We start from the raw sequence: 26,089 nt of genomic DNA, 5'->3' as shown, positions 1-26,089 counted from the left end.
CATTTTTTATCGAAAGTGGTCCGAACCATGTCCGCCACCCTAGCCCTTACCGAACAGCTGATCGCCCGCGCGTCCGTCACGCCCGACGACCAGCATTGCCAGCAGATCATGACCGAGCGCCTCGCCGCGCTCGGCTTCGAATGCGAGACCATCGCGTCGCACGGCGTGACCAACCTGTGGGCCGTCAAGCGCGGCACCGACGGCCGCGACGGCAAGCTGCTCGCGTTCGCGGGCCACACCGACGTCGTGCCGACCGGCCCGCTCGAGCAGTGGACTTCGCCGCCGTTCATTCCCGCGCATCGCGACGGCAAGTTGTACGGCCGCGGTGCGGCCGACATGAAGACGTCGCTCGCGGCGTTCGTCGTCGCCTCCGAGGAATTCGTCGCGGCCCACCCCGGCCATCGCGGCGCGATCGCGTTCCTGATCACGAGCGACGAGGAAGGACCGGCCACCGACGGCACCGTGAAGGTCGTCGAGCTGCTCGAAGCGCGCGGCGAACGCCTCGACTACTGCATCGTCGGCGAACCCACGTCGACCGCCGAACTCGGCGACGTCGTGAAGAACGGCCGCCGCGGCTCGATGTCGGGCGAACTGATCGTCAAGGGTGTGCAGGGCCACATTGCATACCCGCACCTCGCGAAGAACCCGATCCACCTGCTCGCGCCGGCGCTCGCCGAGCTCGCCGCCGAACAGTGGGACGAAGGCAACGAATACTTCCCGCCGACCACCTGGCAGGTGTCGAACCTGCATGCGGGCACCGGCGCGACCAACGTGATCCCCGGCCACGCGGACCTGATGTTCAACTTCCGCTTTTCGACGGCGAGCACCGTCGAGGGCTTGCAGGCACGCGTGCATGCGATCCTCGACAAGCACGGCCTCGAATACACGTTGAAGTGGTCGGTGAGCGGCCTGCCGTTCCTCACGCCGCGCGGCGACCTGTCGAACGCGCTCGAGAACGCGATCCGCGCCGAAACCGGCCTCACGACCGAGCTGTCGACGACGGGCGGCACGTCCGACGGGCGCTTCATCGCGCGCATCTGCCCGCAGGTGATCGAGTTCGGCCCGCCGAACGGCAGCATCCACAAGATCGACGAACACATCGACGTGCGCTTCGTCGACCCGCTGAAGAACGTGTACCGCCGCGTGCTCGAACAACTGATTGCCTGACGGAGCCTCGCATGACGACACCTTTTGCAACCGTTCGCGACCTGCTGCGCTATGCGGTCACGCGCTTCTCGAAGGCGAAGCTCGCGTTCGGCCACGGCTCGGACAACGCGTACGACGAAGCCGCCTACCTCGTGCTGCACACGCTCGACCTGCCGCTCGACACGCTCGAGCCGTTCCTCGATGCTCGCCTGCTGCCCGACGAAATCGCGGCAGTGCTCGCGGTGATCGAACGACGCGCGACCGACCGCGTGCCGGCCGCCTATCTCACGCATGAAGCGTGGATGCACGGCCACCGCTTCTACGTCGACGAGCGCGTGATCGTGCCGCGCTCGTTCATCGGCGAGCTGCTCGACGACGGGCTGCAGCCGTATGTCGCCGATCCCGAACAGGTCGGCGCGGTGCTCGAGCTGTGCACCGGCTCGGGCTGCCTCGCGATCCTCGCGGCCAGCGCGTTCCCGAATGCCGAGATCGACGCGGTCGACCTGTCCGAGAAGGCGCTCGAAGTCGCCAGGATCAACGTGCACGACTATGGTCTCGACGATCGCATCACGCTGCATCACGGCGACCTCTACGCGCCACTGCCCGCGTTCCGCGCCGAGCCCGACACGCGCTACGACGTGATCCTGACGAATCCGCCGTACGTGAATGCAACGTCGATGGCGGCCCTCCCGCCCGAATACCGGCACGAGCCGGAGATGGCGCTCGCAGGCGGCGACGACGGCATGGACATCGTGCGACGCATCATCGGGCAAGCACACAAGTGGCTGCACGACGACGGCGTGCTCGTCGTCGAGATCGGCAACGAGCGCGAGCACGTCGAAGCCGCGTTCGGCGGCCTCGAGCTCACGTGGCTGCCCACCAGCGCGGGTGACGACGCCGTGTTCCTGATCCAGGCGTCGGACCTGCCGCGCAAGGCCTGACGGCGCGCCACGACCGGACCGTGCGGTACGGCACACCGCTGTCCCGCACGGTTGGGTAAGATGCGCGTAAGCGGCCGTCGCGCCGCACGACTTCAGGAGTCCGTCACGCGCCCATGACCCTCGACTGGTTACACCTCGGCACCCTGATCCTGGCCATCCATGTGCTCGGGATCATCGCGGCGTGTCACGCGATCTTGAACACGCGCACGTCGCAAGGCGCGATCGCGTGGGCGGTATCGCTCGCCGCGATGCCATACCTGACGCTCATTCCGTATCTGTTCCTCGGCCGCAGCAAATTCTCCGGCTACGTCGACGCGCGGCGCCACGAGATGGAAGCGCTGCGCACGCACACGCCGCGCGCGCCGTGGCCCGATGCGAACGCAACCGACGGGCCGGCCGCCGACGCGATCGGCCGGGCCGCCGTGCTCGCGCTTACGCGGCTGGGCGGAATGCCGTTCGTCGGCGGCAATGCGGTGCGCACGCTCGTGAACGGCGACGCGACCTTCTCGGCGATCCTGTCGGCGATCGACGCCGCGCGCGACTACGTAATCGTCCAGTTCTTCATCGTGCGCGACGACGCGCTCGGCCAGATGCTGCGCGACGCGCTGCTCGCCCGCGCGGCGGCCGGCGTGCGCTGCTACCTGCTGTACGACAGCATCGGCAGCTTCGACCTGCCGCACAGCTACGTCGACACGCTGCGCCGCGGCGGCGTCGAGGTCCATCCGTTCGCGACCCACCGCAAGTTCGTCAACCGCTTCCAGCTCAACTTCCGCAACCATCGCAAAATCGTCGTCGTCGACGGCGATCGCGCGTTCGTCGGCGGCCTCAACATCGGCGTCGAATATCTCGGCGCGAACCGGCGCCTGTCGCCGTGGCGCGACACCCATATCGAGATCCGCGGCCCGGTGGTGGCCAGCATTCAGTACGTGTTCGCCGAAGACTGGCACTGGGCCACGCAGACGCTGCCGGCGCTCGCCACACCGCCGGAGGCGCTGCCCGACGACGCGATGCATTGCCTCGCCGTGCCGATGGGGCCGGCCGACAAACAGGAAACCGGCTCGCTGTTCTTCGTCGAGGCGATCAACGCCGCGCGCGAACGGATCTGGATCACGACGCCGTATCTCGTACCCGACGAAGCGGTGATCGCCGCGCTGAAGCTCGCGGTGATGCGCGGCGTCGACGTGCGCATCCTGATCCCGAGCCGGCGCGATCACTACGTCGTGTTCGAGGCGTCCAGGCTCTATGCGCGCGATCTCGTCGACGCGGGCGTCAAGGTGTTCCGCTACCGGCCCGGCTTCCTGCACCAGAAGGTCGTGCTGATCGACCGCGTCGCCGCCGCGATCGGCAGCGCGAATCTCGACAACCGCTCGTTCCGGCTCAACTTCGAAATCATGGTGCTGACCGTCGATCGCACGTTCGCCGACGAGGTCGAGGCCATGCTCGACGCCGATTTCGCACAGGCCTACGAAGTCGATGCGAACGAGTATCGGCACTCGCCCGCGTGGCGACGCATCGCGATGCACGTCGCGCGCCTGTTCGCGCCAATCCTGTAGCGGCCGCGCGAGCGCCGGACGTGCGCCGCTCGAATGACGGCACACGCTTTCGCGGGATTCGGCTCGGCGCCGCGGCCACTGCCCGTTCGGTCCGAACAGCCCGCCCGCCGCTTCTCGGCGTTACAACAGCTTGTCGATATCCGCGGCGATGTCCTCGGGCTTCGTCGACGGCGCGTAGCGCTTGACGATCCGCCCGTCACGGTCGATCAGGAATTTCGTGAAATTCCACTTGATCGCCTTGAGGCCGAGGATGCCGGGCGCCTCGTCGGTCAAATAGCGGTACAACGGATGCGCGTGGTCGCCCTTCACATCGATCTTCGCGAACATCGGGAACGTGACGCCGTAGTTGCGCTCGCAGAACGCGCCGATCTGCGCGGCGTCGCCCGGCTCCTGCTTGCCGAACTGGTTGCACGGGAAGCCGAGCACGAAGAAACCGCGCGCCGCGTACTGGTCGTACAGCTTCTGCAGGCCCGCATACTGCGGCGTGAAACCGCACTCGCTCGCGGTATTGACGATCAGCAGCACCTTGCCGCGGTATGCATCGAGCGACGCCGGCTCACCGGCGAGCGTCTCTGCGCTGAACGAATACAGGGTGGACATCGGGCACTCCTTTTACGAAACCGGATCGAGGTGGAGTCTAGGCCAAATCGCGCCGTTGCGGCATCTGCCGAACGGCCGATATCCGGGGCGACGCGCGCGCAGTCTAGAATAGCGGTTTTGGCCAGTCATTCCCGCCGTGATCCGTTTCAATCAGTTCAGCCTTGCGCGCGGCACCAAGCCGCTGTTCGAGTCGGCCTCGTTCGTGCTCAATCCCGGCGAAAAGGCCGGCCTGATCGGCGCGAACGGCGCCGGCAAATCGACGCTGTTCTCGGTCCTGCGCGGCGAGCTGCATTCCGACGCCGGCGATTTCGCGATGCCGCCGTCGTGGCGGATCGCCCACGTGTCGCAGGAAACGCCCGCCGTCGACCGCTCGGCGCTCGACTACACGCTCGACGGCGACACCGCGCTGCGCGAGATCGAAGCGCGCATCGCCGCCGCCTCGGCCGCGCATGACGGCGCGGCCGAGGCCGACGCACATGCGGCCTTCGCCGACGCCGACGGCTATACCGCGCCGGCGCGCGCCGAAGCACTGCTGCTCGGCCTCGGCTTCACGCTCGCGCAGACGCGCGAATCGGTCGCCAGCTTCTCCGGCGGCTGGCGCATGCGGCTGAACCTCGCGCAGGCGCTGATGTGCCGCTCCGACCTGCTGCTGCTCGACGAACCGACCAACCACCTCGACCTCGACGCGATCGTCTGGCTCGAGGACTGGCTGCACCGCTACGCCGGCACGCTCGTCGTGATCTCGCACGACCGCGAATTCCTCGACTCGATCTGCAACGTCACGCTGCACCTGGAAAATCGCCAGGTAAAGCGCTACGGCGGCAATTATTCGCAATTCGAAGTGCTGCGCGCGCAACAACTGGCGCTGCAGCAAAGCGCATACGAAAAGCAGCAGAAGACGATCGAGCACCTTCAGAGCTTCGTCGACCGCTTCAAGGCCAAGGCGACCAAGGCCAAGCAGGCGCAAAGCCGGATGAAGGCGCTCGAGAAGATGGAGCTGATCGCGCCCGCGCACATCGCGTCGCCGTTCACCTTCGAGTTCCGCACGCCGGATGCCGCGCCGAATCCAATGATGGTGATGGAGGACGTCCGCTGCGGCTACCACGCCGACGACGGCACGGACATCCCGATCGTCGAACGCGTGGCGCTGTCGATCCAGAACGGCCAGCGCATCGGCCTGCTCGGCGCGAACGGCCAGGGCAAGTCGACGCTGATCAAGACGCTGGCCGGCACGCTCGCGCCGCTGTCGGGCCACGTGCGCGACGGCAAGGGGCTGACGATCGGCTATTTCGCGCAGCACCAGCTCGAAACGCTGCGCGAGGACGATTCGCCGCTCGCGCATCTCGCCCGGCTCGCCCCAGATACGCGCGAGCAGGAACTGCGCGATTTCCTCGGCGGCTTCAATTTCTCGGGCGACGTGGCGACGAGCCCGGTCGGCCCGTTCTCGGGCGGCGAGAAAGCGCGGCTCGCGCTCGCGCTGATCATCTGGCAGAAGCCGAACCTGCTGCTGCTCGACGAGCCGACCAACCACCTCGACCTCGAGACGCGTCACGCGCTGACGATGGCGCTCGCGCAGTTCGAAGGCACGCTGATCCTCGTCTCGCACGACCGCCACCTGCTGCGCGCGACCACCGACCAGTTCATGCTCGTCGCGAAACACCGTCTGCAGCCGTTCGACGGCGATCTCGACGATTACCGCGACTGGCTGCTGCAGCATGCGGCCGAGCAGCGCGCGGCCGCGAAGGCCGACAGCGCGGCTGCAGCGGGTGTGGATCCGGGCGTCAACCGCAAGGATCAGAAACGTCAGGCGGCCGAGGAGCGCCAGCGGCTGTCGCAGCTGAAGAAGCCGCTGCAGAACCGCATCACGAAGCTCGAAAAGGAAATGGAAACATTGCACGCGGAGAAGGCGCGCCTCGATGCGTTCGTCGCCGATCCGGCGAGCTACGAGGCCGCGCGCAAGACGGAACTGACCGACGCGATCCGCAAGCTCGGCGAGGTCAATACCCGGCTCGAAACGGTCGAGGCGGACTGGCTCGCCGTGCAGGAAGAGCTCGAGCAGATCGGCTGACCACGGCCCGGGCGCCGTCGGCCGATCGCTTCATCGGCCACGCGCGGCATCCCCGGGATGCGTCAACGCCCAACGCACCCGCCCGGAAACGACAAGGCCGGGCACCAGGCCCGGCCTCTTCGTCATTGTCGCGTTCGCCGTTGTCGCGTCGGCCGTTCGTCGGCCCCGCCGGCCGCTCAACGCCGCGGCAACGTATCGCGCGGCATCTGCTCGTCGTCGTCCATCAGATGACGCCGCCCTTCGGTCGGCCGGCGGATCGCCGCAGCAACCTCCGCTTCCGTCACGTCCTCGGACACGACCCGGCGCGCGATGCGCCCTTCGTCGTCGATCCACTCGACAATCCGGCATCCACCGCCCCACGGCTGAACGATCGGCTCCGACACGCGGCAGCCGCGCAGGTTGTAACTGCGTCCGCCCGGCGTTTCCCCATACTGTTTGAACATAGGTTCCCTTCGCATTGCGCGGTTCGACAATCCGGCAAAGGATAGGGAAAAGCGATGTCCGGCGGGTTACATCAGCCTACATATTCTTTACAACGAATTACGCGACAGATCGCGGCGGGCCGGCACGCGCGGGTGCCGGCCACCACGGTCATTCGAGATCGCGCACGCGGTCGATCGCCTGCTCGATCCGCTCGACGGCCATCACGTTCAGCCCTTCGATCGGCTGTTTCGGCGCATTCGCCTTCGGGATCAGCGCCGCGGTGAAACCAAGCTTCGCCGCCTCGCGCAGCCGTTCCTGGCCGCGCGGCGACGGCCGGATCTCGCCCGCCAGCCCCACTTCGCCGAATACGATCAGACCCTTCGGCAGCGCCTTGTTGCGCATCGACGAATGGATCGCGAGCAGCACCGCGAGGTCGGCGGCCGGTTCGGTGATCTTCACGCCGCCCACCGCGTTCAGAAACACGTCCTGATCGAAACACGCGATGCCCGCATGCCGGTGCAGCACCGCGAGCAGCATCGCGAGCCGGTTCTGCTCGAGGCCAACCGCGAGCCGGCGCGGGTTCGGCACGTGGGCCGTATCGACGAGCGCCTGGATTTCGACGAGCAGCGGGCGTGTGCCCTCCTGCGTGACGAGCACGCAGGAACCCGGCACGACCTGCTCGTGCTGCGACAGGAACAGCGCGGACGGATTCGCGACACCGCGCAGCCCGCGCTCGGTCATCGCGAACACGCCGAGTTCGTTGACCGCGCCGAAGCGGTTCTTGAACGCGCGCACGAGCCGGAACGACGAATGGGTGTCGCCTTCGAAGTACAACACCGTGTCGACGATGTGCTCGAGCACGCGCGGGCCGGCGAGGTTGCCCTCCTTCGTCACGTGTCCGACCATGATGATCGCGGTGCCGGACTGTTTCGCGATGCGCGTGAGCTGCGCCGCGCACTCGCGCACCTGGGCCACCGAACCGGGCGCCGACGTCAGCGCTTCGGAATAGACGGTCTGGATCGAGTCGATGACGGCGACGTCCGGCCGTTCCGCATCGATCGCGGCCTGGATCTTCTCGAGCTGGATTTCGGCGAGCAGCTTCAGCTCGGCCGCCGGTGCGCCGCCGTCGAGCAGCGCGAGCCGTTGCGCGCGCAACGCGATCTGCGCGGCCGATTCCTCGCCGCTGATATAGAGTGCACGGCGCTCGCTGGCGATGTCCGCGAGCGACTGCAGCAACAGCGTCGACTTGCCGATGCCCGGATCGCCGCCGATCAGCACGACGCCGCCCGGCACCAGCCCGCCGCCCAGCACGCGGTCGAATTCGCCGATGCCGGTGGAGAAGCGCGGCACGTCGGCCGCCTCGATGTCGACGAGCCGCTGCACGGGCGCCCGCTTCGCGAGCGACTGGAAGCGATGGGCGGCCGGCGACTCGGCGACCGATTCGACGAGCGTGTTCCAGGCCTGGCACGACGGGCATTGCCCCTGCCACTTCGGGGTTTGTCCGCCGCACTCGCTGCAGACGTAGACGGTTTTCTGTTTTGCCACGCGTGCCGCCCTTATTCCGCGCGCACCGGCACGCGGCCGGCGACCGCGCACATCAGTTCATAGCCGATGGTCCCGCAATGGCGCGCGACGTCGTCGATCGGCAGCGCGTCGCCCCACAGCTCGACCCGCGCGCCGACGCCGGCCTGCGGGCACGGCGTCAGGTCGACGGTAATCATGTCCATCGACACGCGGCCGACGATCCGCGTGCGGATGCCGTCGACGATCACCGGCGTGCCTTCTGGCGCGACGCGCGGATAGCCGTCCGCGTAGCCGCACGCGACGACACCGATGCGCATCTGCGCCTGCGCGGAGAACGTCGAGCCGTAGCCGATCGCCTGCCCCTTCGCGATCGTCTGCACGGCGATCAGTTCGGACGCGAGCGTCATCGCGGGCTTCAGGCCCGTGTCGGCGATGTCGGCCGACAGCCCCGACGGCGACGCGCCGTACAGCACGATCCCCGGGCGCACCCAGTCGAAGTGCGTATCCGGATGCCACAGCACGGCCGCCGAATTCGCGAGACTGCGCGCACCGGCAATGTTTTCCGCACCGCGCTCGAACGTCGCGAGCTGCTCGGCCACACCGCGCTCGTTGTCCGCGTCCGAAAAATGGGTCATCAACGTAATCTGGCCGATGCCGGGGCACGCGCGGGCGCGCTCCCACGCGGCGCGGTATTTCTCCGGCACGTAGCCGAGCCGGTTCATCCCGCTGTTCATCTTGAGGTGCACGTTGACGGGCTTCGACAACCGCGCCGTCTCCAGCATCCGCATCTGTTCGTCGTTGTGGACGGTGGTCGTGAGGCTGTAGCGGTCGATCACATCGATGTCGGTCGAGCGGAAGAACCCTTCGAGCAGCAGGATCGGGCCGGCCCAGCCGAGCTCACGCAGCTTCACGGCCTCGTCGAGGTCGAGCAAGCCGAAGCCGTCAGTGCCGCGCAGGCCGGGAAACACGCGCGCGAGACCGTGGCCGTACGCGTTGGCCTTGACGACCGCCCAGACCTTGGACGGGCCGGCAAATCGGCGGACGACGGAGAGATTGTTCGCGAGAGCGGCGGTATGGATGGTGGCGGAGATCGGGCGCGGCATGGGAAATTTACGTAAAGACGCTTGCGAATCATCAGCTTACCGCGCCTTTTGAGCACCGAAGCCGACAATTTGCGGAACGATCGGGGAATCTTGCTAGTCCGAATTGCCGTATTTTCGTGTTATAAAGCCGTGCGCACAACCCATTTCGAACGGAATAAGCCGATCGCATACCAGGCGGCCTACGCGGCCCTGCCGCAGCGACGAAAGCATCGCATCAGATGAAAAAAGGTTTTTACACCATCATGGCCGCGCAGTTTTTCTCGTCGTTGGCCGACAATGCGCTTCTCATCGCCGCCATCGCCCTGCTGAAAGACCTTCACGCCCCCAACTGGATGACACCGCTGCTCAAGCTGTTCTTCGTGTTGTCCTACGTGGTGCTGGCGGCGTATGTCGGTGCGTTCGCCGACTCGCGCCCGAAGGGCCGCGTGATGTTCATCACCAACTCGATCAAGGTGGTCGGCTGCCTGATCATGCTGTTCGGTGCTCATCCGCTGATCGCATACGGGATCGTCGGCTTCGGCGCCGCGGCCTACTCGCCCGCGAAATACGGCATTCTGACCGAGCTGCTGCCGGCCGACAGGCTCGTCGCCGCGAACGGCTGGATCGAAGGCACGACCGTCAGCTCGATCATCCTCGGCACCGTGCTTGGCGGCGCGCTGATCAGCCCGCACATCGCGTCGCACGTGATCGCGCACACGCCAGCCTGGATCGCCACGCCCGCCGAAGCGGCGATGGTGATCATCATGGCGATCTACGTGATCGCCGCCATCTTCAACCTGCGGATCCCCGATACGGGCGCGCGCTACCCGAAGCAGGAGCGTGGCCCGGTCAAGCTCCTCACCGACTTCGCCGACTGCTTCATGGTGCTCTGGCGCGACAAGCTCGGCCAGATCTCGCTCGCGGTCACGACGCTGTTCTGGGGCGCCGGCGCGACCCTGCAGTTCATCGTGCTGAAGTGGGCCGAAGTCTCGCTCAACATGTCGCTGTCCGAAGGCGCGATCCTGCAGGCGGTGGTCGCGGTCGGTGTCGCGGGCGGCGCGATCGCCGCCGCCGCGCGGATCCCGCTGAAGAAGTCGCTCACCGTGCTGCCCGTCGGTATCATCATGGGCATCGCGGTCATGCTGATGGCGTTCTACACGCGCGACCTGTTCCCGTCGCACTGGGCCGTGCACTTCGGCCACCTGCGCCTGCCGGCGTACCTGATCGTCGCGTACATCTTCCTGATCTGCGTCGGCGCGCTGTCCGGCTACTTCGTGGTTCCGATGAACGCACTGCTGCAACATCGCGGCCACGTGCTGCTGTCGGCCGGCCACTCGATCGCGGTGCAGAATTTCAACGAGAACCTGTCGGTGCTCGTGATGCTGTGCCTGTATGCGGTGCTGGTCTGGCTCGACGTGCCGGTCGGCGTCGTGATCGTGCTGTTCGGCACGTTCGTGTGCCTGACGATGTGGCTCGTGATGCGCCGCCACCAGGCGAACCAGCGTCAGTTCGACTCGGTCGCGCTGATCGGCGAATCGCGGCACTGACGCTACACTTCCTGTTTCCGTCCGTCGGCGCCGGTCTTCGAACCGACGCCTTGCCATCATGACGCACCCGATACCCAACGTCCTGACGATCGCCGGCTCCGACTCGGGCGGCGGCGCGGGCATCCAGGCCGACATCAAGACCTTCTCCGCGCTCGGCGCGTACGGCGCGAGCGTGATCACCGCGCTGACCGCGCAGAACACGCGCGGCGTGACCGGCGTGCACGCGCCGGACGCCGCGTTCGTGACCGCGCAGCTCGACGCGGTGTTCGACGACATCCGCATCGACGCGGTCAAGATCGGCATGCTCGCGAACGCGGCGATCGTGCACGCGGTGGCCGACGCGCTGCGGCGCCATGCGCCGCGCTTCGTCGTGCTCGACACGGTGATGATCTCGAAGAGCTCGCATGCGCTGCTCGCGCCCGATGCGGTCGACGCGTTGCGCGACGCGCTGCTGCCGCTCGCGACCGTCGTCACGCCGAACCTGCCCGAAGCGGCCGCCCTGCTCGGCGATACGCCCGCGACGACCGAAGACGAGATGGTCCGGCAAGGTCAACTGCTGCTGAAGACCGGTGCGTGCGCCGTGCTGATGAAGGGCGGCCATCTGCCCGATGCCGCCGCGAGCCCCGACTGGCTCGTCGACGCGGCGCATACGGTGCGGTTCGACGGTGCGCGCGTGCCGGCCAGCAACACGCACGGCACCGGCTGCACGCTGTCGTCGGCGATCGCCGCGCTGCTGCCGCAACAGCCCGATCTCGAGAGCGCGGTGCGCGAAGCGAAGGCCTATCTCACCGGCGCGATCGCCGCGAGCGGCCGGCTCGACGTCGGCCACGGCGTCGGCCCCGTCCATCACTTCCATCGCTGGTGGTAAGCGCCGGCTGACGCGGCGTCAGTGGTCCTGCGCGGCGAACGCCCGCGCACGCGCCGGCCAGTCGTCCGGGACGATGAAGCCGCGTGCCGTCTCCCGCCATACGCCGTCGCCGTCGTGTCGATGCACGGCGATCAGCGCAGGCGCCTGGCGCACCGTCAATACGGACGGCAGCTCGAGCGAATGCGCCAGCGGTTCGGGCGCGGCGTCCGCCGCCACTCGTCGCGGCGCGAGCCACGCCAGCCGCGGCAGCACGTTCCACGCCGCTCCACCAGGTTGCGCGGCCGCCCAGGCCGGCCACTGCGCATGCGTGAGCCAGAACCCGCGCGGATGGTCGGCCGCGATTTCCGCGGCCACCGGCGGCAGCGGCACGCCGTGCGGATAGAACAGCCAGCCCTTGATGAACATCTGCGCATCGGACGGCGCGCCGTAGCCGAGCAGCGCGAACCCGTGGCGAGCGCTCAGCCGCAATTGATGCTCGAGCAACCGGCTGCGCTTGCGGTCGAGGCGGTCGACGAGATTCGGCCCGACGAAATCCGCGAGCGTTGCGTCGCCGTCCACCGGCGCGCACAGATAGCACTTCACCGCGAGTTCCCAGTGCAGGCGCTGCCCGCCCGGCGCATCGACGAGGAAATCGACTTCGCCGAGCGTCTTGCCGTTGCTGCGCAGCGGCAGATTGGCGGCGACGAGCCGCAGCGACGGCCCGTGCGTGAGGAAATACTCGAGCAGGCATTCGGCATAGCGGCCGAGTCGCACGGGCCGCAGCCCGTCGAGTGCGCGGTGCAGCGGCGCCGGCGCGGCATCGAGCGCGACGAGCCACGCTTCGACGGCCACCCGCTCGACCGCGTCCGACCACGGATGCGCGAGCGGCGCGCCGGGCGCCGCGGTGAGCAGGCTCGGGCTCGCGAGGAGCCAGCCCAGATCGCGGACCGCGGCATCGTGCAGCGTATCGACGAACGCGAACGCCGCGCCGCGCGTCATCGTCCGGCCGGCCCGTTCGCGTCGTCACCCTCCGGCCGCTGGAAGGTATCGCGCGCCAGGCACAGGTCGGCCCACGCCTTCGCCTTGTCCTGCAGGCTGCGCAGCAGGTACGCCGGGTGATAGGTAACGATCACCGGCACGCCTTCATACGTGTGCACGCGGCCGCGCAGCGAGGCAATGCTCGCGTCGGTTTTCAGCAGCGTCTGCGCGGCGAAGCGGCCGAGCGCGACGATCAGCTTCGGCTTCACGAGCGCGACCTGGCGCTGCAGGTACGGCTCGCAGCGCGCGACCTCGTCCGGTTCCGGATTGCGGTTGCCCGGCGGGCGGCACTTGATCACGTTCGCGATGTAGACGTTGTCGCCGCGCTTGAGCGCGAGCGACTGCAGCATGTTGTCGAGCAGCTTGCCGGCCTGGCCGACGAACGGCTCGCCCTGCTTGTCCTCGTTCTCGCCCGGCGCCTCGCCGATCAGCATCCAGTCCGCCTCGCGATCGCCGACACCGAACACGGTATTGGTGCGCTTCTCGCACAAGCGGCAGCTCGTGCAGCCGGCAACGCGGTCGGCCAGCGCATCCCAGTCGAGCATCGCCACCGGGGTTGCGGCGGGACGCGATTCGGCCGGCGGCAGCGGATCGCCGGGCGGCGCCGCGTCAAACCAGGCGAAATCGTCCTCGGTGACGGGCGGCATGTCGTCCGCGGCAGCGGCCGGTGCGGGCGTGGTGGGCGCGCGGTCGTCATCGCTCGCGCCCCGGGCGGCCGAACCGGCGTCGCCCGCCGGTGCCGCATCGCGTGCGGTTGCGCCGACCGGCGCCGTATCGTCGCGTGCGAACGCACGCGTCGCAGGCGGCGGCGTGTCGCGAGGCCGTTCCGCGACCGGCCGAGGCGTCGCCGCGACGGTTGCGGTCGCAACGGCGGACACCTCGCCCCCCGCGCCGGACGCGGCCGTCGGCGTTGCGCCCGCTTCATCGCCTTCCGCACGCTGCCCGCGCCGCACCCATATTTGCGCGAGCCCCATTTCCTCGAGCGCTGCTTCAGCCCACGCCATGCGCGTCCCCTTCGTCCTTGTTCAGCGTCAGACGCATCACGATCGCGTCCTCCCGGCTGCGATGCCGCGCCGGATAGTAGTTCTTGCGCCGGCCGATCGTCACGAAGCCGAAGCGCTCGTACAGATGGATCGCGCGCGGATTGGACGGCCGCACCTCGAGCAGCACGCCGTCGAGCCGTTCGGCGCGCGAGATGCGCACGGCTTCGCGCAGCAGCGCGAGGCCCGCGCCCGACTGCTGGGCCGCCGGGGCGACGCACAGGTTCAGCAGGTGCATCTCGTCGATGACCGGCATCAGCACGCAATAGCCGACGAGCGCGCCCGTGACGTGCCGCAGGCACACGCCGAAATAGCCGTTGCGCAGCGAATCCTCGAAATTGCCGCGGCTCCACGGGAATTCGTACGCGACCTGCTCGATCGCGACGACTTCATCGAGATCGGTATCCGTCATCGGCGACAGATAGCGGTCGCTCAACAATACGCCCGTCATCCTTTCGCTCCGCCCGTCTGCGCGGCACGGGCCGCGATGCGCTCGGCGGTGGTCTGCGCGACCTTGTCGCGCACGTACTCCGGTGCAGCCTGGTCGGCAGGCACCGTACGGCCGGCGCGGAACGCCCGCAGCGCGGCATGCGCGACCGCCAGCGCATGGGGCAGCGCGTCGCCGTCGATCACGGCCGCGGCGGCCGCGGCCGGCAGCTGCGCGCCGAATGCGGCCGCCGCGTTGCCCGCGAGCGTGAACGGCGCGTCGGGCACGCCGACGGCGCCCGGCGCATCGAGCGACGCCGGATGCAGCGTGCGCCAGTCGCCTGCCTGGTCGTCCCACGCGAAGTCGGCCCAGTACGCTTCATCCATCCGCGCATCGAGCGCGGCCAGCACGCGCGTCGTGCCGGGCGCGCGCAGCCGCGCATGCTCGGCACACGCGAGCAGCGTGCCGACCGGCACGACCGGCAGCCCGCGCCCGAACGCGAGCCCTTGGGTAATGCCGGTCGCGGTACGCAGCCCGGTAAACGAGCCGGGGCCCGCGCCGAACGCGATCGCGTCGCAATCGGCGAACGTGAGGCCCGATTCGGCGAAGAGTTCCTGGATGGCCGGCAGCACGCGCGTGCTCGACACGGCGCCCGTCAGCTCGTGGCGGACCCAGGTTTGCGGGGTGGAAACGGCGTCATCGGCCGAAGCCGAGCGCAGCAGCGCGACCGAGCAGTATTCGGTCGACGTATCGATGGCGAGGAGCACTGTTTGCGTCATGGCCGACATTGTAATGCGGCGCCCCGCTCCCACGGGCGATCGGACCCGATCGCGTTGCGCGCGCCGCGCGGCCGGCGGTTTGGAAGGATCGCTCGACCCCGCGCGGCGCGGCGCTTGTTAAGATCGGCCGACTTGAAACCCTTACGGAGACACACGATGAGCGAACTCACCGCCCAATTCGACCAGGCCCAGATCGACGTCAAGCAACTGACCGAGCGACCGGGCAACCTGACGCTGCTGCGCCTGTACGCGCTCTTCAAGCAGGCGACCGACGGCGACGCGCACGGCGACAAGCCCGGCTTCACCGATATCGTCGGCAAGTACAAGTACGACGCATGGGAAGCCCTGAAAGGCACGACCCAGGATGCGGCGAAGCAGCAATACATCGAGCTCGTCGAATCGCTGAAGAACGGCACGGCGTCCTGACCTGCCCCGCCCGCCGCAATAGGCAATCAAATCAGTGGCGCAGCGCAGCAAATATCTTTATAATGCTGGCTGCGTCATCTCCCGCGCTCGGCTCGCAAGCCGTTCCGGCCCGACGCCTCGTAGCGTTAAGCTCCAATCCGGTTTAGAACCTGTCCCCTCCTGCTTCGACCCTCGCGGTCGTCACTTATCAGGCTGGCGGCCCCGCTCCAGAAGCGCGCCGCACCCAAAACAGCTTCTAATGCCTCATCCGCCGACGGTTCGGCGGATTGCACCCGTTTCCCGATTTGCTCGCTGAATCCGACGACTTGGGTATGCGCGATTGGCGCCGACGTTTCACCCACTGTGTTTCAAGGATTGTTATGACTTCGAGCATCAACTCCAGCCCGCTCAACGCGATCGCCGACCAGGCGCTCGGTCTCGAGAACGCCGCCGCACCGGCCGCGGTCGAACCGGCGTCGGACGAGCCGACTTTCGCGTCGCTCGGGTTGTCGCCGGAGATCGTCTCCGCGCTGCAGGCCGCCGGCTACGCCAAGCCGACGCCGGTCCAGCAGCGCGCGATTCCGGCCGGCATCGCCGGCCGTGACCTGCTGGTGTCGAGCCCGACCGGTTCGGGCAAGACGGCCGCATTCATGCTGCCCGCGATCGAACGTTTCGCGCAGCTTCAGAAGTCGCAGGCGCAGCAACCGCGTGCGCCGCGTGAACCGAACCAGGGCGACCGCCGTGCGCGCCGCCCGCAACCCGTCGCCCGCCCGGGCCTGCTCGTGCTGACGCCGACCCGCGAACTCGCGATGCAGGTCACCACGGCCGCGTCGACCTACGGCAAGCACCTGAAGCGTCTGCGTACGGTCAGCATCCTCGGCGGCGTCGCCTACGGCCAGCAGCTGATGCTGCTCGCGAAGAATCCCGAGATCCTGGTCGCCACGCCGGGCCGCCTGCTCGACCACCTCGAGCGCGGCCGCATCGACCTGTCCGAACTGAAGATGCTCGTGCTCGACGAAGCCGACCGCATGCTCGACATGGGCTTCATCGACGACATCGAGACGATCGTCGCCGCGACGCCCGAGTCGCGCCAGACGATGCTGTTCTCGGCCACGCTCGACGGCAAGATCGGTTCGCTGACGAGCCGCCTGCTGAAGGATCCGGAGCGCATCGAGATCACGGCGAAGATCGAGTCGCGCGCGAACATCGCGCAGACCGTCCACTACGTCGACGACCGCGATCACAAGGATCGTCTGCTCGATCACCTGCTGCGCGACGACGCGCTCGACCAGGCGATCATCTTCACGGCGACCAAGATCGACGCCGACCAGCTCGCCGGCCGTCTCGCCGACGCCGGCTTCCAGTCGGCCGCGCTGCACGGCGACCTGCCGCAGGGCGCGCGCAACCGCACCATCCGTGCGCTGCGCGAGCGCCGCGTGCGCGTGCTGGTCGCGACCGACGTCGCGGCCCGCGGCATCGACATCCCGGGCATCACGCACGTGTTCAACTACGACCTGCCGAAGTTCGCGGAAGACTACGTGCACCGTATCGGCCGTACGGGCCGTGCCGGCCGTTCGGGCACCGCGGTGAGCCTCGTGCACCACGCCGAACAAGGCGCGCTCAAGCGCATCGAGCGCTTCGTGCGCTCGCCGCTGCCGGTCAACGTGATCGAAGGCTTCGAGCCGCGCAAGGCACCCCCGCGCAACGATCGCGGCACCGGCGGCCGCGGCCGTCCGGGCGGCGGTAACGGCGGTCGTCGTTTCGGCGGCAAGCCGGGCGGCGGTCATGGCGGCAACGGCCGCAGCTACGGCGGCGGCAATGGCGGCGGCTGGAGCGGCAAGCCGGGCGGCAGCCGCGACGGCGGCCCGCGTCGCGACGGCCAGCGCAGCGGTGGCCCGCGTCGCAGCAATTCGGCGTCGTAAGCACGCCCGGGCGGCCCCGCGCCGCCCCGCCCATCCGGCAGACCGGCGCACCCGCGCCGGTTTTTTTTCGTCCCGCGCCAGATTTCACGATACGGAAAATTTTTTTGAGTCGTAAAAAATCATGCTGCGCGGCACAACCTTACAATTGCGAGATGGGAAAAATCGTTTCTCATTGCAAAACCGAATAGACAACACATTGATTAATAACGATTAAAAAATTCAAAACTTCCTGAGCCACCCCCTGTTTTGCTCCGATCGGCTTGCCTAAACTCTTATACAAGACTTCCCGAAAACGGCGCACACCCTGCCCCCGTTTCGAGAACGGCATCAGTACCGTCCGATTCGACCGATCTGGCAACACATCGCATCAAGGAGCTCATCATGTCGCGACAGCAACAGGCACAGGAACTGCAAAAGCAATGGGAAACCGATCCGCGCTGGAAGGGTATCAAGCGCAGCTACACGGCTGAGGACGTGGTTCGCCTGCGCGGCTCGATCGTCGTCGAGCACACGCTGGCCAAGCGCGGCGCGGAAAAGCTGTGGAGCCTCATCAACGAAGAGCCGTTCGTCAACGCACTCGGCGCGCTGACCGGCAATCAGGCGATGCAGCAGGTGAAGGCCGGCCTCAAGGCAATCTATCTGTCCGGCTGGCAGGTGGCCGGCGACGCGAACGTCGCGGGCGAAATGTACCCGGACCAGTCGCTGTACCCGGCGAACTCGGTGCCGCTCGTCGTCAAGCGCATCAACAACACGCTGACGCGTGCCGACCAGATCCAGTGGTCCGAAGGCAAGAACCCGGGCGACGAGGGCTACGTCGACTTCTTCGCGCCGATCGTTGCCGATGCGGAAGCCGGCTTCGGCGGCGTGCTGAACGCGTTCGAACTGATGAAGGCGATGATCGAGGCAGGCGCATCGGGCGTCCACTTCGAGGACCAGCTCGCGTCGGTGAAGAAGTGCGGCCACATGGGCGGCAAGGTGCTCGTGCCGACGCGCGAAGCGGTCGCGAAACTGTCGGCGGCGCGTCTGGCGGCCGACGTGATGGGCACGCCGACCGTGCTGGTCGCGCGGACCGACGCCGAAGCGGCGGACCTGATCACATCCGACATCGACGACAACGACAAGCCGTTCCTCACGGGCGAGCGCACGGTCGAAGGCTTCTTCCGGACGAAGCCGGGCATCGGGCAGGCGATCTCGCGCGGCCTCGCCTATGCGCCGTACGCCGATCTCGTCTGGTGCGAAACGGGCAAGCCGGATCTGGAGTACGCGAAGAAATTCGCCGAAGCGATCCACAAGCAGTTCCCGGGCAAGATGCTGTCGTACAACTGTTCGCCGTCGTTCAACTGGAAGAAGAACCTCGATGACGCGACGATCGCGAAGTTCCAGAAAGAGCTCGGCGCGATGGGCTACAAGTTCCAGTTCATCACGCTGGCCGGCTTCCATGCGCTGAACTACTCGATGTTCAACCTCGCGCACGGCTATGCCCGCACGCAGATGAGCGCGTTCGTCGAACTGCAGCAGGCCGAGTTCGCGGCGGCGGACAAGGGCTTCACGGCCGTCAAGCATCAGCGCGAAGTCGGCACCGGCTACTTCGACGCGGTCACGCAGACGGTCGAGCGCGAAGCCTCGACGACCGCGCTGCACGGCTCGACCGAAGACGAACAGTTCTTCGACGGCAAGAAGGTCGCGTAACACGCGAAAGCAAGCGTCACGCCGATGCCCGCCTGTCCTGCGACGGCGCGGCATCGGCGGCATGGAACAACAATCAGGGAGGAGACGGCTGGCGCGCGTGACCCGTGCGACCCGCCGCGCGGCCTGTGGCCGCCAGCAACGATGCGCGCCGGCTTCGTCCGGCGCGCCTTTTTTCAGCGGCGCTGCCGTGCCGCCGCCCGCGCGGCCCTACACGGCGCCGCGGCTACCGATAGACGATCACCGGAATTTTCGTATGGGTCAGCACGCGCTGCGTTTCGCTGCCGATCAGCAGACTGCCGAGCCCGCGGCGTCCGTGCGACGCCATGAAGATCACGTCGCAGCCACCGCGTTCGGCTGCCTCGATGATGCCGAGATACGGCGACGGATGCACGCTGGTCCAGCTGTCGCAGACGACGCCGGCCGCCTTCGCGGCCGCCTGCACGTCGTCCAGGTGCGCGCGCGCCTCGCGCTCGCTACGCGCCCGGAAATCGGCGGGCGGTTCGATGATCACTTCGGAAAACGGCGAGTATGGATACTGCGGCAGGCACGCATAGGCCGTGACCTGCGCGCCGACCGCGCGCGCCAGGTCGATCGCGCCGTCGATCGCCTTCTGCGACAGCTCGGAGCCGTCGGTTGGAACGAGGATGTGCCGGAACATCGCGCCCTCCTGCGTCAGATGCACCGCGCGCGCCGCGACCCCATGCGGGCCGACCCCGGCGCGTCGCGCATGCCAGTTTCGATTGTAGTGCGCGAAACCGGGCGACCGGCGCTGGCAGCGGGTTCGCCCTCATATCGGAAACGCGCGGGCGGGCGCGCCCTACTCGCCCCAATACCCGGGCCGCTCGTACGTATGTTTCAGATAATCGAGAAACAGGCGCACGCGCAGCGGCAAGTGGCGGCGCTGCGGAAATACCGCGTGGATGCCGATCGGCGGCGCCGCGAACGCATCGAGCACGCTGACGAGGCGCCCGGCTGCGATGTCGTCGCCGACTTCCCACCACGAGCGCCATGCCAGGCCATACCCGGCGAGGCACCACTCGTGCAGCACCGCGCCGTCCGAGCATTCCATCGTGCCGTTTACGCGAATCGACACGACCTTGTCGTCCTCCTGGAACGCCCAGCCGCGCTGCTGGTTCGCGTTCGCGGCAAGCGCGAGGCAGTTGTGGCGCGCGAGTTCGGCGAGCGTGGCCGGCGTGCCGCGCCGCGCGAGATACGCGGGAGACGCGACGCACACGCGCCGGTTCTCGCCGAGCTTCAGCGACACCAGCGACGAATCGGGCAGCTCGCCGAGCCGCACCGCGCAATCGAATCCTTCGTTGACGAGATCGACCATCCGGTCGGACAGGTCGAGCGTGACCGACACGTCCGGATGCGCGCCGCTGAATTCGGGCACGAGCGGCGCGACGTGGCGCCGGCCGAAGCCGGCCGGCGCGGAAATGCGCAAGTGGCCGCTCGCCTTCACGCCGCCGGCAGACACGCTCGCCTCCGCGTTCTGCATGTCGTTGATGATCCGCTGGCAATCCTCGAGGAAGGCCGAACCCTCGAAGGTCAGCGTGAGCTTGCGCGTCGTGCGCACCAGCAGCTTGACGCCGAGCCGCTCCTCGAGCGCATCGAGGCGGCGTCCGATGATCGCCGGCGCGACGCCTTCCGCGTGCGCGGCCGCCGACAGGCTGCCCTTCGCCGCGACCGCGGCGAACGTTTCGATCTGTTTGAACCGGTCCATGACTCGCCAGGGCGGCGCTCCCGCCCTCCAAATAGCTTGAGCGGTCAAGATTATGTATATGAAAGTAAAAGATCAAGTGATGATTAGCGTCTTTTTTAGCACCTGTTATCACGAATAGAATCGATCCGACCTCTGAAACTGGAGCGCAAGGCTATGTCGGCCACAACGACACTCTCCTCTCCCGACGCAATCCTCTTCGACGCATTCGGCACGTTGTTCGACGTGCATGCGGTCGTGGCCGCGGCAGAGCAGATGTTTCCCGGTCACGGGGAGCGGTTGTCGCAGCTGTGGCGACGCAAGCAAATCGAATACTCGCAGTTGCGCACGCTCGCCGATCCGTCCGGCGCCCGCTATCGGCCGTTCCGCGACATCACGCTGGACGCGCTGCGGTTCGCCGCGCGCCTGCTCGGCCTCGCGCTGAACAGCGCGGCCGAAAAGCGGCTGATGGACGAATACGCGTGCCTGTCCACCTATCCCGACACGGTGCCCGCGCTGCGCAAGCTGCGCGCGCTCGAACCGCGCCCGCCGCTCGCGATCCTGTCGAACGGCAACCCGGAGATGCTCGACATCGCGATCAAGAGCGCCGGCATGACCGGCCTGTTCGATCGTGTGCTGTCGGCCGACGCGGTGCGCGCGTACAAGCCGAGCCCGGTCGCGTACGCGCTCGGCACCGCCGCGTTCGGCGCGAATCCGCGCGACATCGTGTTCGTGTCGTCGAACGCCTGGGACGTCGCGGGCGCCGCCTGGTTCGGCTACACGACGTTCTGGCTCAACCGCACGGGCGCGCCCGCCGAGGAACTCGGCGCGCCGCCCGACGGCACCGGCAGCGGCATGGCCGACCTGCTCGCATTCCTCGCCACCCCGGCTCCGTCCGGCAGACCCGCGAACCGCGCGCGCCCCGGCCCGGGCGCATGACGTTCGCGGCGCTGCCGCCTTCCCCCTTCACCGAAACCGCAACTGACCGACCAAGGAGATGAGACTCATGAGCACCCCGATCACGCTGCCGCAAGGCATGGCGATCACCGGCGAAATCAAGCCGGGTTACGAAGCGATCCTGACGCCTGAAGCGCTCGCACTCGTCGCGGCGCTGCACCGCGCGTTCGAGCCGCGCCGCCAGGCGCTGCTGCAGGCCCGCGTCGAGCGCACCAAGCGCCTCGACGCCGGCGAACGCCCCGATTTCCTGGCCGATACGAAGGCGATCCGCGAAGGCGACTGGAAAGTCGCGTCGCTGCCGGCCGACCTGCAATGCCGCCGCGTCGAGATCACCGGCCCCGTCGAGCGCAAGATGATCATCAACGCGCTGAACTCCGGCGCCGATTCGTACATGACGGACTTCGAGGATTCGAACGCGCCGAACTGGACGAACCAGATCGACGGCCAGATCAACCTGAAGGACGCCGTGCGCCGCACGATTTCGCTCGAGCAGAACGGCAAGTCGTACCGGCTGAACGACAAGGTCGCGACGCTGATCGTGCGTCCGCGCGGCTGGCACCTCGACGAGAAGCACGTGACGGTCGACGGCCAGCGCGTGTCCGGCGGCATCTTCGATTTCGCGCTGTTCCTGTTCCACAACGCGAAGGAACTGATCGCGCGCGGCTCGGGACCGTACTTCTACCTGCCGAAGATGGAAAGCCATCTCGAGGCGCGCCTGTGGAACGACATCTTCGTCGCCGCACAGGAGGCAGTCGGCGTGCCGCGCGGCACGATCCGCGCGACGGTGCTGATCGAGACGATCCTCGCGGCATTCGAGATGGACGAGATCCTGTACGAACTGCGCGAACACAGCTCGGGCCTGAACGCCGGCCGCTGGGACTACATCTTCTCGGCGATCAAGAAGTTCAAGAACGACCGCGACTTCTGCCTGGCCGACCGTTCGAAGATCACGATGACGGTGCCGTTCATGCGCGCATACGCGCTGCTGCTGCTGAAGACCTGTCACAAGCGCAACGCACCGGCGATCGGCGGGATGAGCGCGCTGATTCCGATCAAGAACGATCCGGAAGCGAACGACAAGGCGATGGGCGGCGTGCGGTCGGACAAGCAGCGCGACGCGACCGACGGCTACGACGGCGGCTGGGTCGCGCACCCGGGCCTCGTGCCGATCGCGATGGAAGAATTCGTCAAGGTGCTCGGCGACAAGCCGAACCAGATCGCGAAGCAGCGCGACGACGTCCAGATCGAAGGGAAGAACCTGCTCGACTTCCAGCCCGAAGCACCGATCACCGAAGCCGGCCTGCGCAACAACATCAACGTCGGCATCCATTATCTCGGCGCCTGGCTCGACGGCAACGGCTGCGTGCCGATCCACAACCTGATGGAAGACGCGGCGACCGCCGAGATTTCCCGCTCGCAGGTGTGGCAGTGGATCCGCTCGCCGAAGGGCGTGCTCGACGACGGCCGCAAGGTCACCGCCGAGCTCGTACGCGAATTCGCGAAGGTCGAACTCGAGAACGTGAAGCGTTCGGTCGGCGGCAACACGCAGACGTACGAGCGTGCCGCGGCGATCTTCGAACAGATGTCGACGTCGGAAGGCTTCACCGAATTCCTGACGCTGCCGCTGTACGAGGAAATCTGACGACGCGGACGGGGTCGACCTGCTCGCCCCGTCCTGCCCGCCGGTCGCGCGACGTGCGACACGGCGGCATGAAAAAAGCGCCCCGCGGGGCGCTTTTTCCTTTTGCCGTGCAGCCGTTCGCCGCGCGGACGCTCAGGCGGCTTCCCGCTCGCGCCGGTGCTGAACCCAGTCGCCCGACGCAATGCGCGGACGGTCGGCTGCCGCATGCGCTGCGACCGGATAGTAGACGCACGCATACGTCCGGCCGCCGAGCTCGACGGTCACCGGCTCCTGCCGGAACAGCGTGTCGACGCCCGGATAGACGCGCTCGATCTCGTCGAGCACGGGCACCAGTTGTTCGTCGATCTCGTAGACGTCGCCCCATACGAGCGACTGGCCGGCCGGCCCGGCGACCATGCCCGGATACGTGCCGAAATCGTACAGTTCGCCCGGCAGCGCGGCCGCACCGAGCAGCGTCGGCGCGGCGATCCCGTGCCGCGCGGCCGCATGGCCGATGTCGTTGGCTTCTCCCGCTCTCAACGTGCCGTAGACGAATACGTAGCGCATTGTGGTTCTCCTCTTTGATTCAGGTGTTGCCGGGCCGTCGCGGCCGCGCCGCGGGCGCCGGCGTCGCCGGGGCGCCGCTCTCACGTGGACGCGCCCGCATCGATAGACCGCGCCGGCGGCCCGATGGTTCTTTCGGCACGACGCGGCGCGCTGGCCCTGAACCCGGCTGTGTGGGCCGGAACGCGTGCGGCCCCATACAAAGTTCATTTGAACGGTGCATTATCGGCCGAAAAACCGCCGCATGCGCCTGCGCGGCGCCTTCTAAAATAACGGCATCGCCGCCGCGCCGACCGAATCGTCCATGAATCCGCCTGCCCAAGCCGACGCATCGAATCCCTACGACGTCATCGACATCCCGCCCGAGTTTGCGCCGACCCGCGTCCACCCGATGCGCGTCCGGGCGCGGCAGGTGGATGCCGGCCGCCGGATCCCGCTGCACACGCACGCGTGGGCGCAGCTTGCGTATGCGTCGCGCGGCGTGCTGCGCGTCGCGACGACCGGAACGACCTGGATGGTGCCGCCCTCCCGCGCGATCTGGGTGCCGCCGCACGTCACGCACGAGGTCGTGATCGTCGAGGAAGCGTACTTGCGCACGCTGTACATCGACGAGTCGGTCGTGCCGGATGGGCTCGACGCGTGCCGCGTCGTCGAGGTGACGGGCTTGCTGCGCGAACTGATCGTCGCACTCGACGCGCGCGACCTGAGCGGCGAGCGCGAACGGCTGCTGTGCGGGCTGGTGCTCGACGAATTGAGCCGCGCCGAACCGCTGCCGCTCGCGGTGCCGATGCCCGACGAGAAACGGCTGCGCTTGCTGTGCGAGTCGGTGCTCGCACAACCCGCGCACGCGGAATCGCTCGAACACTGGGCGAGTGAGGTCGGCGCCAGCACGCGCACGATTTCGCGGCTGTTCAAGCAGGAACTGGGCGTGAGTTTTTCGCAGTGGCGGCAGCAGGCGCTGCTCGCGCGCGCGATTCCGCTGTTGAACCAGGGGCGTCCGCTATCGCATATCGCGCGCGAACTCGGCTACCAGAGCCAGAGCGCGTTTTCGGCGATGTTCCGGCGCGCGTTCGGCGAAAGTCCACGCGCATTCATGCTGCGAGGCTACGAGCATCGCGGCGCGGAAGACGACATCGCCACCAGCGACATCCCCGACGATGACGCGATCGGCACCGCACGCTGACGTCGCCATGTTGCCTGCGGCATTGTGCCGTTACGCGTTCAGACCGCGCGCACCATATGGCGGATCGATCCGAGCTGTGCCAGCCTCGGCCCGGTAACGCGGTACCCCATGCGCTGGTAGAGCTTCGCGGCCGGATTGTCGACGAACACGCGCAGCTGCAGTTCGTGCAGCCCGCGGGCGCGCGCCCAGCGATGCGACATGTCGAGCAGGTAGGTGCCTGCACCCTGCCCGCGATGGCCCGCTGCGATCTGCACGTCGCGGATGTGCAGCGAATCGCCCTCCTCGGTCACGCGCAGCACGCCGATGCGTTCGCCGTCGGCTTCCAGGATGAAGTTTTCGGATTCGCGCCAGCTTGCATAGAACAGATCGCTGCGCCAGACGAGCCCATGGCGCTTGTAATAGCCGCCCATGTTGCCGTGCGTGAGCGCCTCGGCAAAGGGAAAATCGCCAGGCTCCGCTGGCCGGAGCTGATACAGCAATCGCAGGTCGGTCGGATCGAGCATCGCGCGGGGGTCAAGTACGCATCCCGCCACGATAGCGCAGTCGCGGGTGGATGCAATCGCGAATTTCTCGTAGCGACACGCGGATCGGCAATGCAAACGAAAAAGCCCGCGCAAGGCGGGCTTCTTCATTTTTGGCGGAGCGGACGGGACTCGCCTACATCCCGCAGGCCGCGGCTGCGCGTACACGCGCAGCCCTTCGAGTCCCGCCGGAAGCCGCGCAGGCGGCTTCCTCCACTCCGCAGTCAAACGCCCGCAAGCGGGCGCGATCAACGATGCAAATGAAAAAGCCCGCGCAAGGCGGGCTTCTTCATTTTTTGGCGGAGCGGACGGGACTCGAACCCGCGACCCCCGGCGTGACAGGCCGGTATTCTAACCGACTGAACTACCGCTCCAGTCTTGCTTCTTGCCTGGCAGGCGTCGGTTACTTCCTGCAAGCTGCGACACTTCTACTACGAAACGACGCCGAAATCTGGCGTCCCCTAGGGGATTCGAACCCCTGTACTCACCGTGAAAGGGTGATGTCCTAGGCCT

Annotated in this window: 24 protein-coding genes and 1 tRNA gene; 12 read left to right on the top strand and 13 right to left on the bottom strand. The window is 67.5% G+C overall.

All coding sequences use genetic code 11. The features are described from left to right. Nucleotides 1–27: 27 nt before the first annotated feature. From dapE to cls, 3 genes are all read left to right on the top strand, one after another. Nucleotides 28–1,167, top strand: a complete 1,140-nt coding sequence (gene dapE / locus WS49_RS13955) for a succinyl-diaminopimelate desuccinylase (RefSeq protein WP_059529300.1) — start codon at nt 28–30, stop codon at nt 1,165–1,167. Between the two features lie 11 nt (nt 1,168–1,178). Next, complete coding sequence (prmB, locus tag WS49_RS13950; RefSeq protein WP_059529297.1) at nt 1,179–2,087, top strand: 50S ribosomal protein L3 N(5)-glutamine methyltransferase; 909 nt, start codon at nt 1,179–1,181, stop codon at nt 2,085–2,087. Nucleotides 2,088–2,200: 113 nt separating this feature from the next. Next, entirely contained in the window at nt 2,201–3,640 is a 1,440-nt protein-coding gene (cls, locus tag WS49_RS13945) for a cardiolipin synthase (protein WP_059529294.1), read from the top strand. A gap of 120 nt (nt 3,641–3,760) precedes the next feature. Here cls and WS49_RS13940 read toward each other — a convergent pair whose 3' ends face one another. Beyond that, nucleotides 3,761–4,240 carry a glutathione peroxidase gene (locus WS49_RS13940; RefSeq protein WP_059529292.1) on the bottom strand — a complete coding sequence of 160 codons (480 nt, stop codon included), beginning with the start codon at nt 4,238–4,240 and terminating at the stop codon, nt 3,761–3,763. Nucleotides 4,241–4,376: 136 nt separating this feature from the next. Here WS49_RS13940 and WS49_RS13935 point away from each other — a divergent pair, with 136 nt between their 5' ends. Beyond that, nucleotides 4,377–6,308: an ATP-binding cassette domain-containing protein gene (locus WS49_RS13935; protein WP_059529289.1), complete on the top strand. Its 1,932-nt coding sequence runs from the start codon at nt 4,377–4,379 to the stop codon at nt 6,306–6,308. Between the two features lie 176 nt (nt 6,309–6,484). On the opposite strand, the gene WS49_RS13930 is transcribed toward WS49_RS13935, so the two are convergent. The 3 genes from WS49_RS13930 to alr all read right to left on the bottom strand — a co-directional run bounded on the left by WS49_RS13930 (nt 6,485) and on the right by alr (nt 9,358). Further along, nucleotides 6,485–6,751 (bottom strand): DUF2866 domain-containing protein, encoded by a 267-nt coding sequence (locus WS49_RS13930; protein WP_059529286.1) that lies wholly within the window; start codon nt 6,749–6,751, stop codon nt 6,485–6,487. Nucleotides 6,752–6,899: 148 nt separating this feature from the next. Next, nucleotides 6,900–8,276, bottom strand: coding sequence for a DNA repair protein RadA (gene radA / locus WS49_RS13925; RefSeq protein WP_044847946.1), 1,377 nt, complete (start codon nt 8,274–8,276; stop codon nt 6,900–6,902). Nucleotides 8,277–8,287: 11 nt separating this feature from the next. Continuing rightward, the gene (gene alr / locus WS49_RS13920) at nt 8,288–9,358 is read right to left on the bottom strand and encodes an alanine racemase (protein WP_059529283.1); all 1,071 of its coding nucleotides are present in this window, start codon (nt 9,356–9,358) and stop codon (nt 8,288–8,290) included. Nucleotides 9,359–9,576: 218 nt separating this feature from the next. Between alr and lplT the strand changes: the two genes are divergently transcribed. Both lplT and thiD read left to right on the top strand, forming a co-directional pair. Next, a complete protein-coding gene (gene lplT / locus WS49_RS13915) occupies nt 9,577–10,884 on the top strand; it encodes a lysophospholipid transporter LplT (protein WP_059529280.1) in 1,308 nt (435 codons plus the stop codon). 58 nt (nt 10,885–10,942) lie between these two features. Continuing rightward, nucleotides 10,943–11,752 carry a bifunctional hydroxymethylpyrimidine kinase/phosphomethylpyrimidine kinase gene (thiD, locus tag WS49_RS13910; protein WP_059529277.1) on the top strand — a complete coding sequence of 270 codons (810 nt, stop codon included), beginning with the start codon at nt 10,943–10,945 and terminating at the stop codon, nt 11,750–11,752. 18 nt (nt 11,753–11,770) lie between these two features. On the opposite strand, the gene WS49_RS13905 is transcribed toward thiD, so the two are convergent. The 4 genes from WS49_RS13905 to tsaB are packed head-to-tail and all read right to left on the bottom strand — an operon-like array spanning nt 11,771 to nt 15,024. Further along, the gene (locus WS49_RS13905) at nt 11,771–12,730 is read right to left on the bottom strand and encodes a DUF1853 family protein (RefSeq protein WP_059529274.1); all 960 of its coding nucleotides are present in this window, start codon (nt 12,728–12,730) and stop codon (nt 11,771–11,773) included. After that, complete coding sequence (locus WS49_RS13900; protein ID WP_059529272.1) at nt 12,727–13,773, bottom strand: uracil-DNA glycosylase; 1,047 nt, start codon at nt 13,771–13,773, stop codon at nt 12,727–12,729. Before WS49_RS13900 ends, WS49_RS13905 begins: the two co-directional genes overlap by 4 nt. Further along, entirely contained in the window at nt 13,760–14,260 is a 501-nt protein-coding gene (rimI, locus tag WS49_RS13895; protein ID WP_059529269.1) for a ribosomal protein S18-alanine N-acetyltransferase, read from the bottom strand. The genes WS49_RS13900 and rimI overlap by 14 nt, the downstream gene beginning before the upstream one ends. After that, nucleotides 14,257–15,024: a tRNA (adenosine(37)-N6)-threonylcarbamoyltransferase complex dimerization subunit type 1 TsaB gene (gene tsaB, locus WS49_RS13890; protein ID WP_059529266.1), complete on the bottom strand. Its 768-nt coding sequence runs from the start codon at nt 15,022–15,024 to the stop codon at nt 14,257–14,259. Before tsaB ends, rimI begins: the two co-directional genes overlap by 4 nt. A gap of 147 nt (nt 15,025–15,171) precedes the next feature. Here tsaB and WS49_RS13885 point away from each other — a divergent pair, with 147 nt between their 5' ends. The 3 genes from WS49_RS13885 to aceA all read left to right on the top strand — a co-directional run bounded on the left by WS49_RS13885 (nt 15,172) and on the right by aceA (nt 19,031). Continuing rightward, nucleotides 15,172–15,441: an acyl-CoA-binding protein gene (locus WS49_RS13885; RefSeq protein ID WP_059529263.1), complete on the top strand. Its 270-nt coding sequence runs from the start codon at nt 15,172–15,174 to the stop codon at nt 15,439–15,441. A 359-nt stretch (nt 15,442–15,800) separates the two neighbouring features. Beyond that, entirely contained in the window at nt 15,801–17,342 is a 1,542-nt protein-coding gene (locus WS49_RS13880) for a DEAD/DEAH box helicase (protein WP_059529260.1), read from the top strand. 381 nt (nt 17,343–17,723) lie between these two features. Next, nucleotides 17,724–19,031 (top strand): isocitrate lyase, encoded by a 1,308-nt coding sequence (gene aceA / locus WS49_RS13875; protein WP_059529257.1) that lies wholly within the window; start codon nt 17,724–17,726, stop codon nt 19,029–19,031. Nucleotides 19,032–19,254: 223 nt separating this feature from the next. Here the strand turns inward: aceA and WS49_RS13870 are convergent, their stop codons facing one another. Then, entirely contained in the window at nt 19,255–19,689 is a 435-nt protein-coding gene (locus WS49_RS13870) for a universal stress protein (protein WP_057929788.1), read from the bottom strand. A gap of 159 nt (nt 19,690–19,848) precedes the next feature. Beyond that, nucleotides 19,849–20,754, bottom strand: coding sequence for a LysR family transcriptional regulator (locus WS49_RS13865; protein ID WP_059529255.1), 906 nt, complete (start codon nt 20,752–20,754; stop codon nt 19,849–19,851). 153 nt (nt 20,755–20,907) lie between these two features. Here WS49_RS13865 and WS49_RS13860 point away from each other — a divergent pair, with 153 nt between their 5' ends. Together WS49_RS13860 and aceB are read left to right on the top strand one after the other, a co-directional pair. Next, nucleotides 20,908–21,669, top strand: coding sequence for a haloacid dehalogenase type II (locus WS49_RS13860; protein ID WP_059529252.1), 762 nt, complete (start codon nt 20,908–20,910; stop codon nt 21,667–21,669). Between the two features lie 67 nt (nt 21,670–21,736). Continuing rightward, the gene (aceB, locus tag WS49_RS13855; RefSeq protein ID WP_059529953.1) at nt 21,737–23,329 is read left to right on the top strand and encodes a malate synthase A; all 1,593 of its coding nucleotides are present in this window, start codon (nt 21,737–21,739) and stop codon (nt 23,327–23,329) included. Between the two features lie 132 nt (nt 23,330–23,461). On the opposite strand, the gene WS49_RS13850 is transcribed toward aceB, so the two are convergent. Continuing rightward, nucleotides 23,462–23,875, bottom strand: a complete 414-nt coding sequence (locus WS49_RS13850) for a gamma-glutamylcyclotransferase family protein (RefSeq protein WP_059529250.1) — start codon at nt 23,873–23,875, stop codon at nt 23,462–23,464. Between the two features lie 301 nt (nt 23,876–24,176). On the opposite strand from WS49_RS13850, the gene WS49_RS13845 reads away from it, so the two are divergent. After that, complete coding sequence (locus WS49_RS13845) at nt 24,177–25,055, top strand: AraC family transcriptional regulator (protein WP_059529248.1); 879 nt, start codon at nt 24,177–24,179, stop codon at nt 25,053–25,055. A 38-nt stretch (nt 25,056–25,093) separates the two neighbouring features. Here WS49_RS13845 and WS49_RS13840 read toward each other — a convergent pair whose 3' ends face one another. Together WS49_RS13840 and WS49_RS13835 are read right to left on the bottom strand one after the other, a co-directional pair. After that, nucleotides 25,094–25,558, bottom strand: coding sequence for a GNAT family N-acetyltransferase (locus WS49_RS13840; RefSeq protein ID WP_059529245.1), 465 nt, complete (start codon nt 25,556–25,558; stop codon nt 25,094–25,096). 315 nt (nt 25,559–25,873) lie between these two features. Beyond that, a tRNA-Asp gene (locus WS49_RS13835) sits at nt 25,874–25,950 on the bottom strand. Nucleotides 25,951–26,089: the final 139 nt, after the last annotated feature.

The sequence above is a fragment of the Burkholderia sp. RF7-non_BP4 genome, from assembly GCF_001521935.1.
In the GTDB taxonomy this organism is placed as follows: Bacteria; Pseudomonadota; Gammaproteobacteria; order Burkholderiales; family Burkholderiaceae; genus Burkholderia; species Burkholderia diffusa.
Note: the sequence above shows the minus strand (reverse complement) of the source record. Positions and strands in the feature narration are given on the sequence as shown.

What these genes read in the sequence shown, in the direction of transcription:
- WS49_RS13930 (WP_059529286.1), bottom strand. Translation starts at nt 6,751, where the DNA reads ATGTTCAAACAGTATGGGGAAACGCCGGGCGGACGCAGTTACAACCTG.
- WS49_RS13865 (WP_059529255.1), bottom strand. Translation starts at nt 20,754, where the DNA reads ATGGACCGGTTCAAACAGATCGAAACGTTCGCCGCGGTCGCGGCGAAG.
- tsaB (WP_059529266.1), bottom strand. Translation starts at nt 15,024, where the DNA reads ATGTCGGCCATGACGCAAACAGTGCTCCTCGCCATCGATACGTCGACC.
- WS49_RS13850 (WP_059529250.1), bottom strand. Translation starts at nt 23,875, where the DNA reads ATGCGCTACGTATTCGTCTACGGCACGTTGAGAGCGGGAGAAGCCAAC.
- WS49_RS13840 (WP_059529245.1), bottom strand. Translation starts at nt 25,558, where the DNA reads ATGCTCGATCCGACCGACCTGCGATTGCTGTATCAGCTCCGGCCAGCG.
- aceA (WP_059529257.1), top strand. Translation starts at nt 17,724, where the DNA reads ATGTCGCGACAGCAACAGGCACAGGAACTGCAAAAGCAATGGGAAACC.
- WS49_RS13940 (WP_059529292.1), bottom strand. Translation starts at nt 4,240, where the DNA reads ATGTCCACCCTGTATTCGTTCAGCGCAGAGACGCTCGCCGGTGAGCCG.
- WS49_RS13885 (WP_059529263.1), top strand. Translation starts at nt 15,172, where the DNA reads ATGAGCGAACTCACCGCCCAATTCGACCAGGCCCAGATCGACGTCAAG.
- WS49_RS13860 (WP_059529252.1), top strand. Translation starts at nt 20,908, where the DNA reads ATGTCGGCCACAACGACACTCTCCTCTCCCGACGCAATCCTCTTCGAC.
- dapE (WP_059529300.1), top strand. Translation starts at nt 28, where the DNA reads ATGTCCGCCACCCTAGCCCTTACCGAACAGCTGATCGCCCGCGCGTCC.
- rimI (WP_059529269.1), bottom strand. Translation starts at nt 14,260, where the DNA reads ATGACGGGCGTATTGTTGAGCGACCGCTATCTGTCGCCGATGACGGAT.
- WS49_RS13845 (WP_059529248.1), top strand. Translation starts at nt 24,177, where the DNA reads ATGAATCCGCCTGCCCAAGCCGACGCATCGAATCCCTACGACGTCATC.
- alr (WP_059529283.1), bottom strand. Translation starts at nt 9,358, where the DNA reads ATGCCGCGCCCGATCTCCGCCACCATCCATACCGCCGCTCTCGCGAAC.
- WS49_RS13870 (WP_057929788.1), bottom strand. Translation starts at nt 19,689, where the DNA reads ATGTTCCGGCACATCCTCGTTCCAACCGACGGCTCCGAGCTGTCGCAG.
- cls (WP_059529294.1), top strand. Translation starts at nt 2,201, where the DNA reads ATGACCCTCGACTGGTTACACCTCGGCACCCTGATCCTGGCCATCCAT.
- prmB (WP_059529297.1), top strand. Translation starts at nt 1,179, where the DNA reads ATGACGACACCTTTTGCAACCGTTCGCGACCTGCTGCGCTATGCGGTC.
- aceB (WP_059529953.1), top strand. Translation starts at nt 21,737, where the DNA reads ATGAGCACCCCGATCACGCTGCCGCAAGGCATGGCGATCACCGGCGAA.
- WS49_RS13880 (WP_059529260.1), top strand. Translation starts at nt 15,801, where the DNA reads ATGACTTCGAGCATCAACTCCAGCCCGCTCAACGCGATCGCCGACCAG.
- WS49_RS13900 (WP_059529272.1), bottom strand. Translation starts at nt 13,773, where the DNA reads ATGGCGTGGGCTGAAGCAGCGCTCGAGGAAATGGGGCTCGCGCAAATA.
- thiD (WP_059529277.1), top strand. Translation starts at nt 10,943, where the DNA reads ATGACGCACCCGATACCCAACGTCCTGACGATCGCCGGCTCCGACTCG.
- WS49_RS13905 (WP_059529274.1), bottom strand. Translation starts at nt 12,730, where the DNA reads ATGACGCGCGGCGCGGCGTTCGCGTTCGTCGATACGCTGCACGATGCC.
- lplT (WP_059529280.1), top strand. Translation starts at nt 9,577, where the DNA reads ATGAAAAAAGGTTTTTACACCATCATGGCCGCGCAGTTTTTCTCGTCG.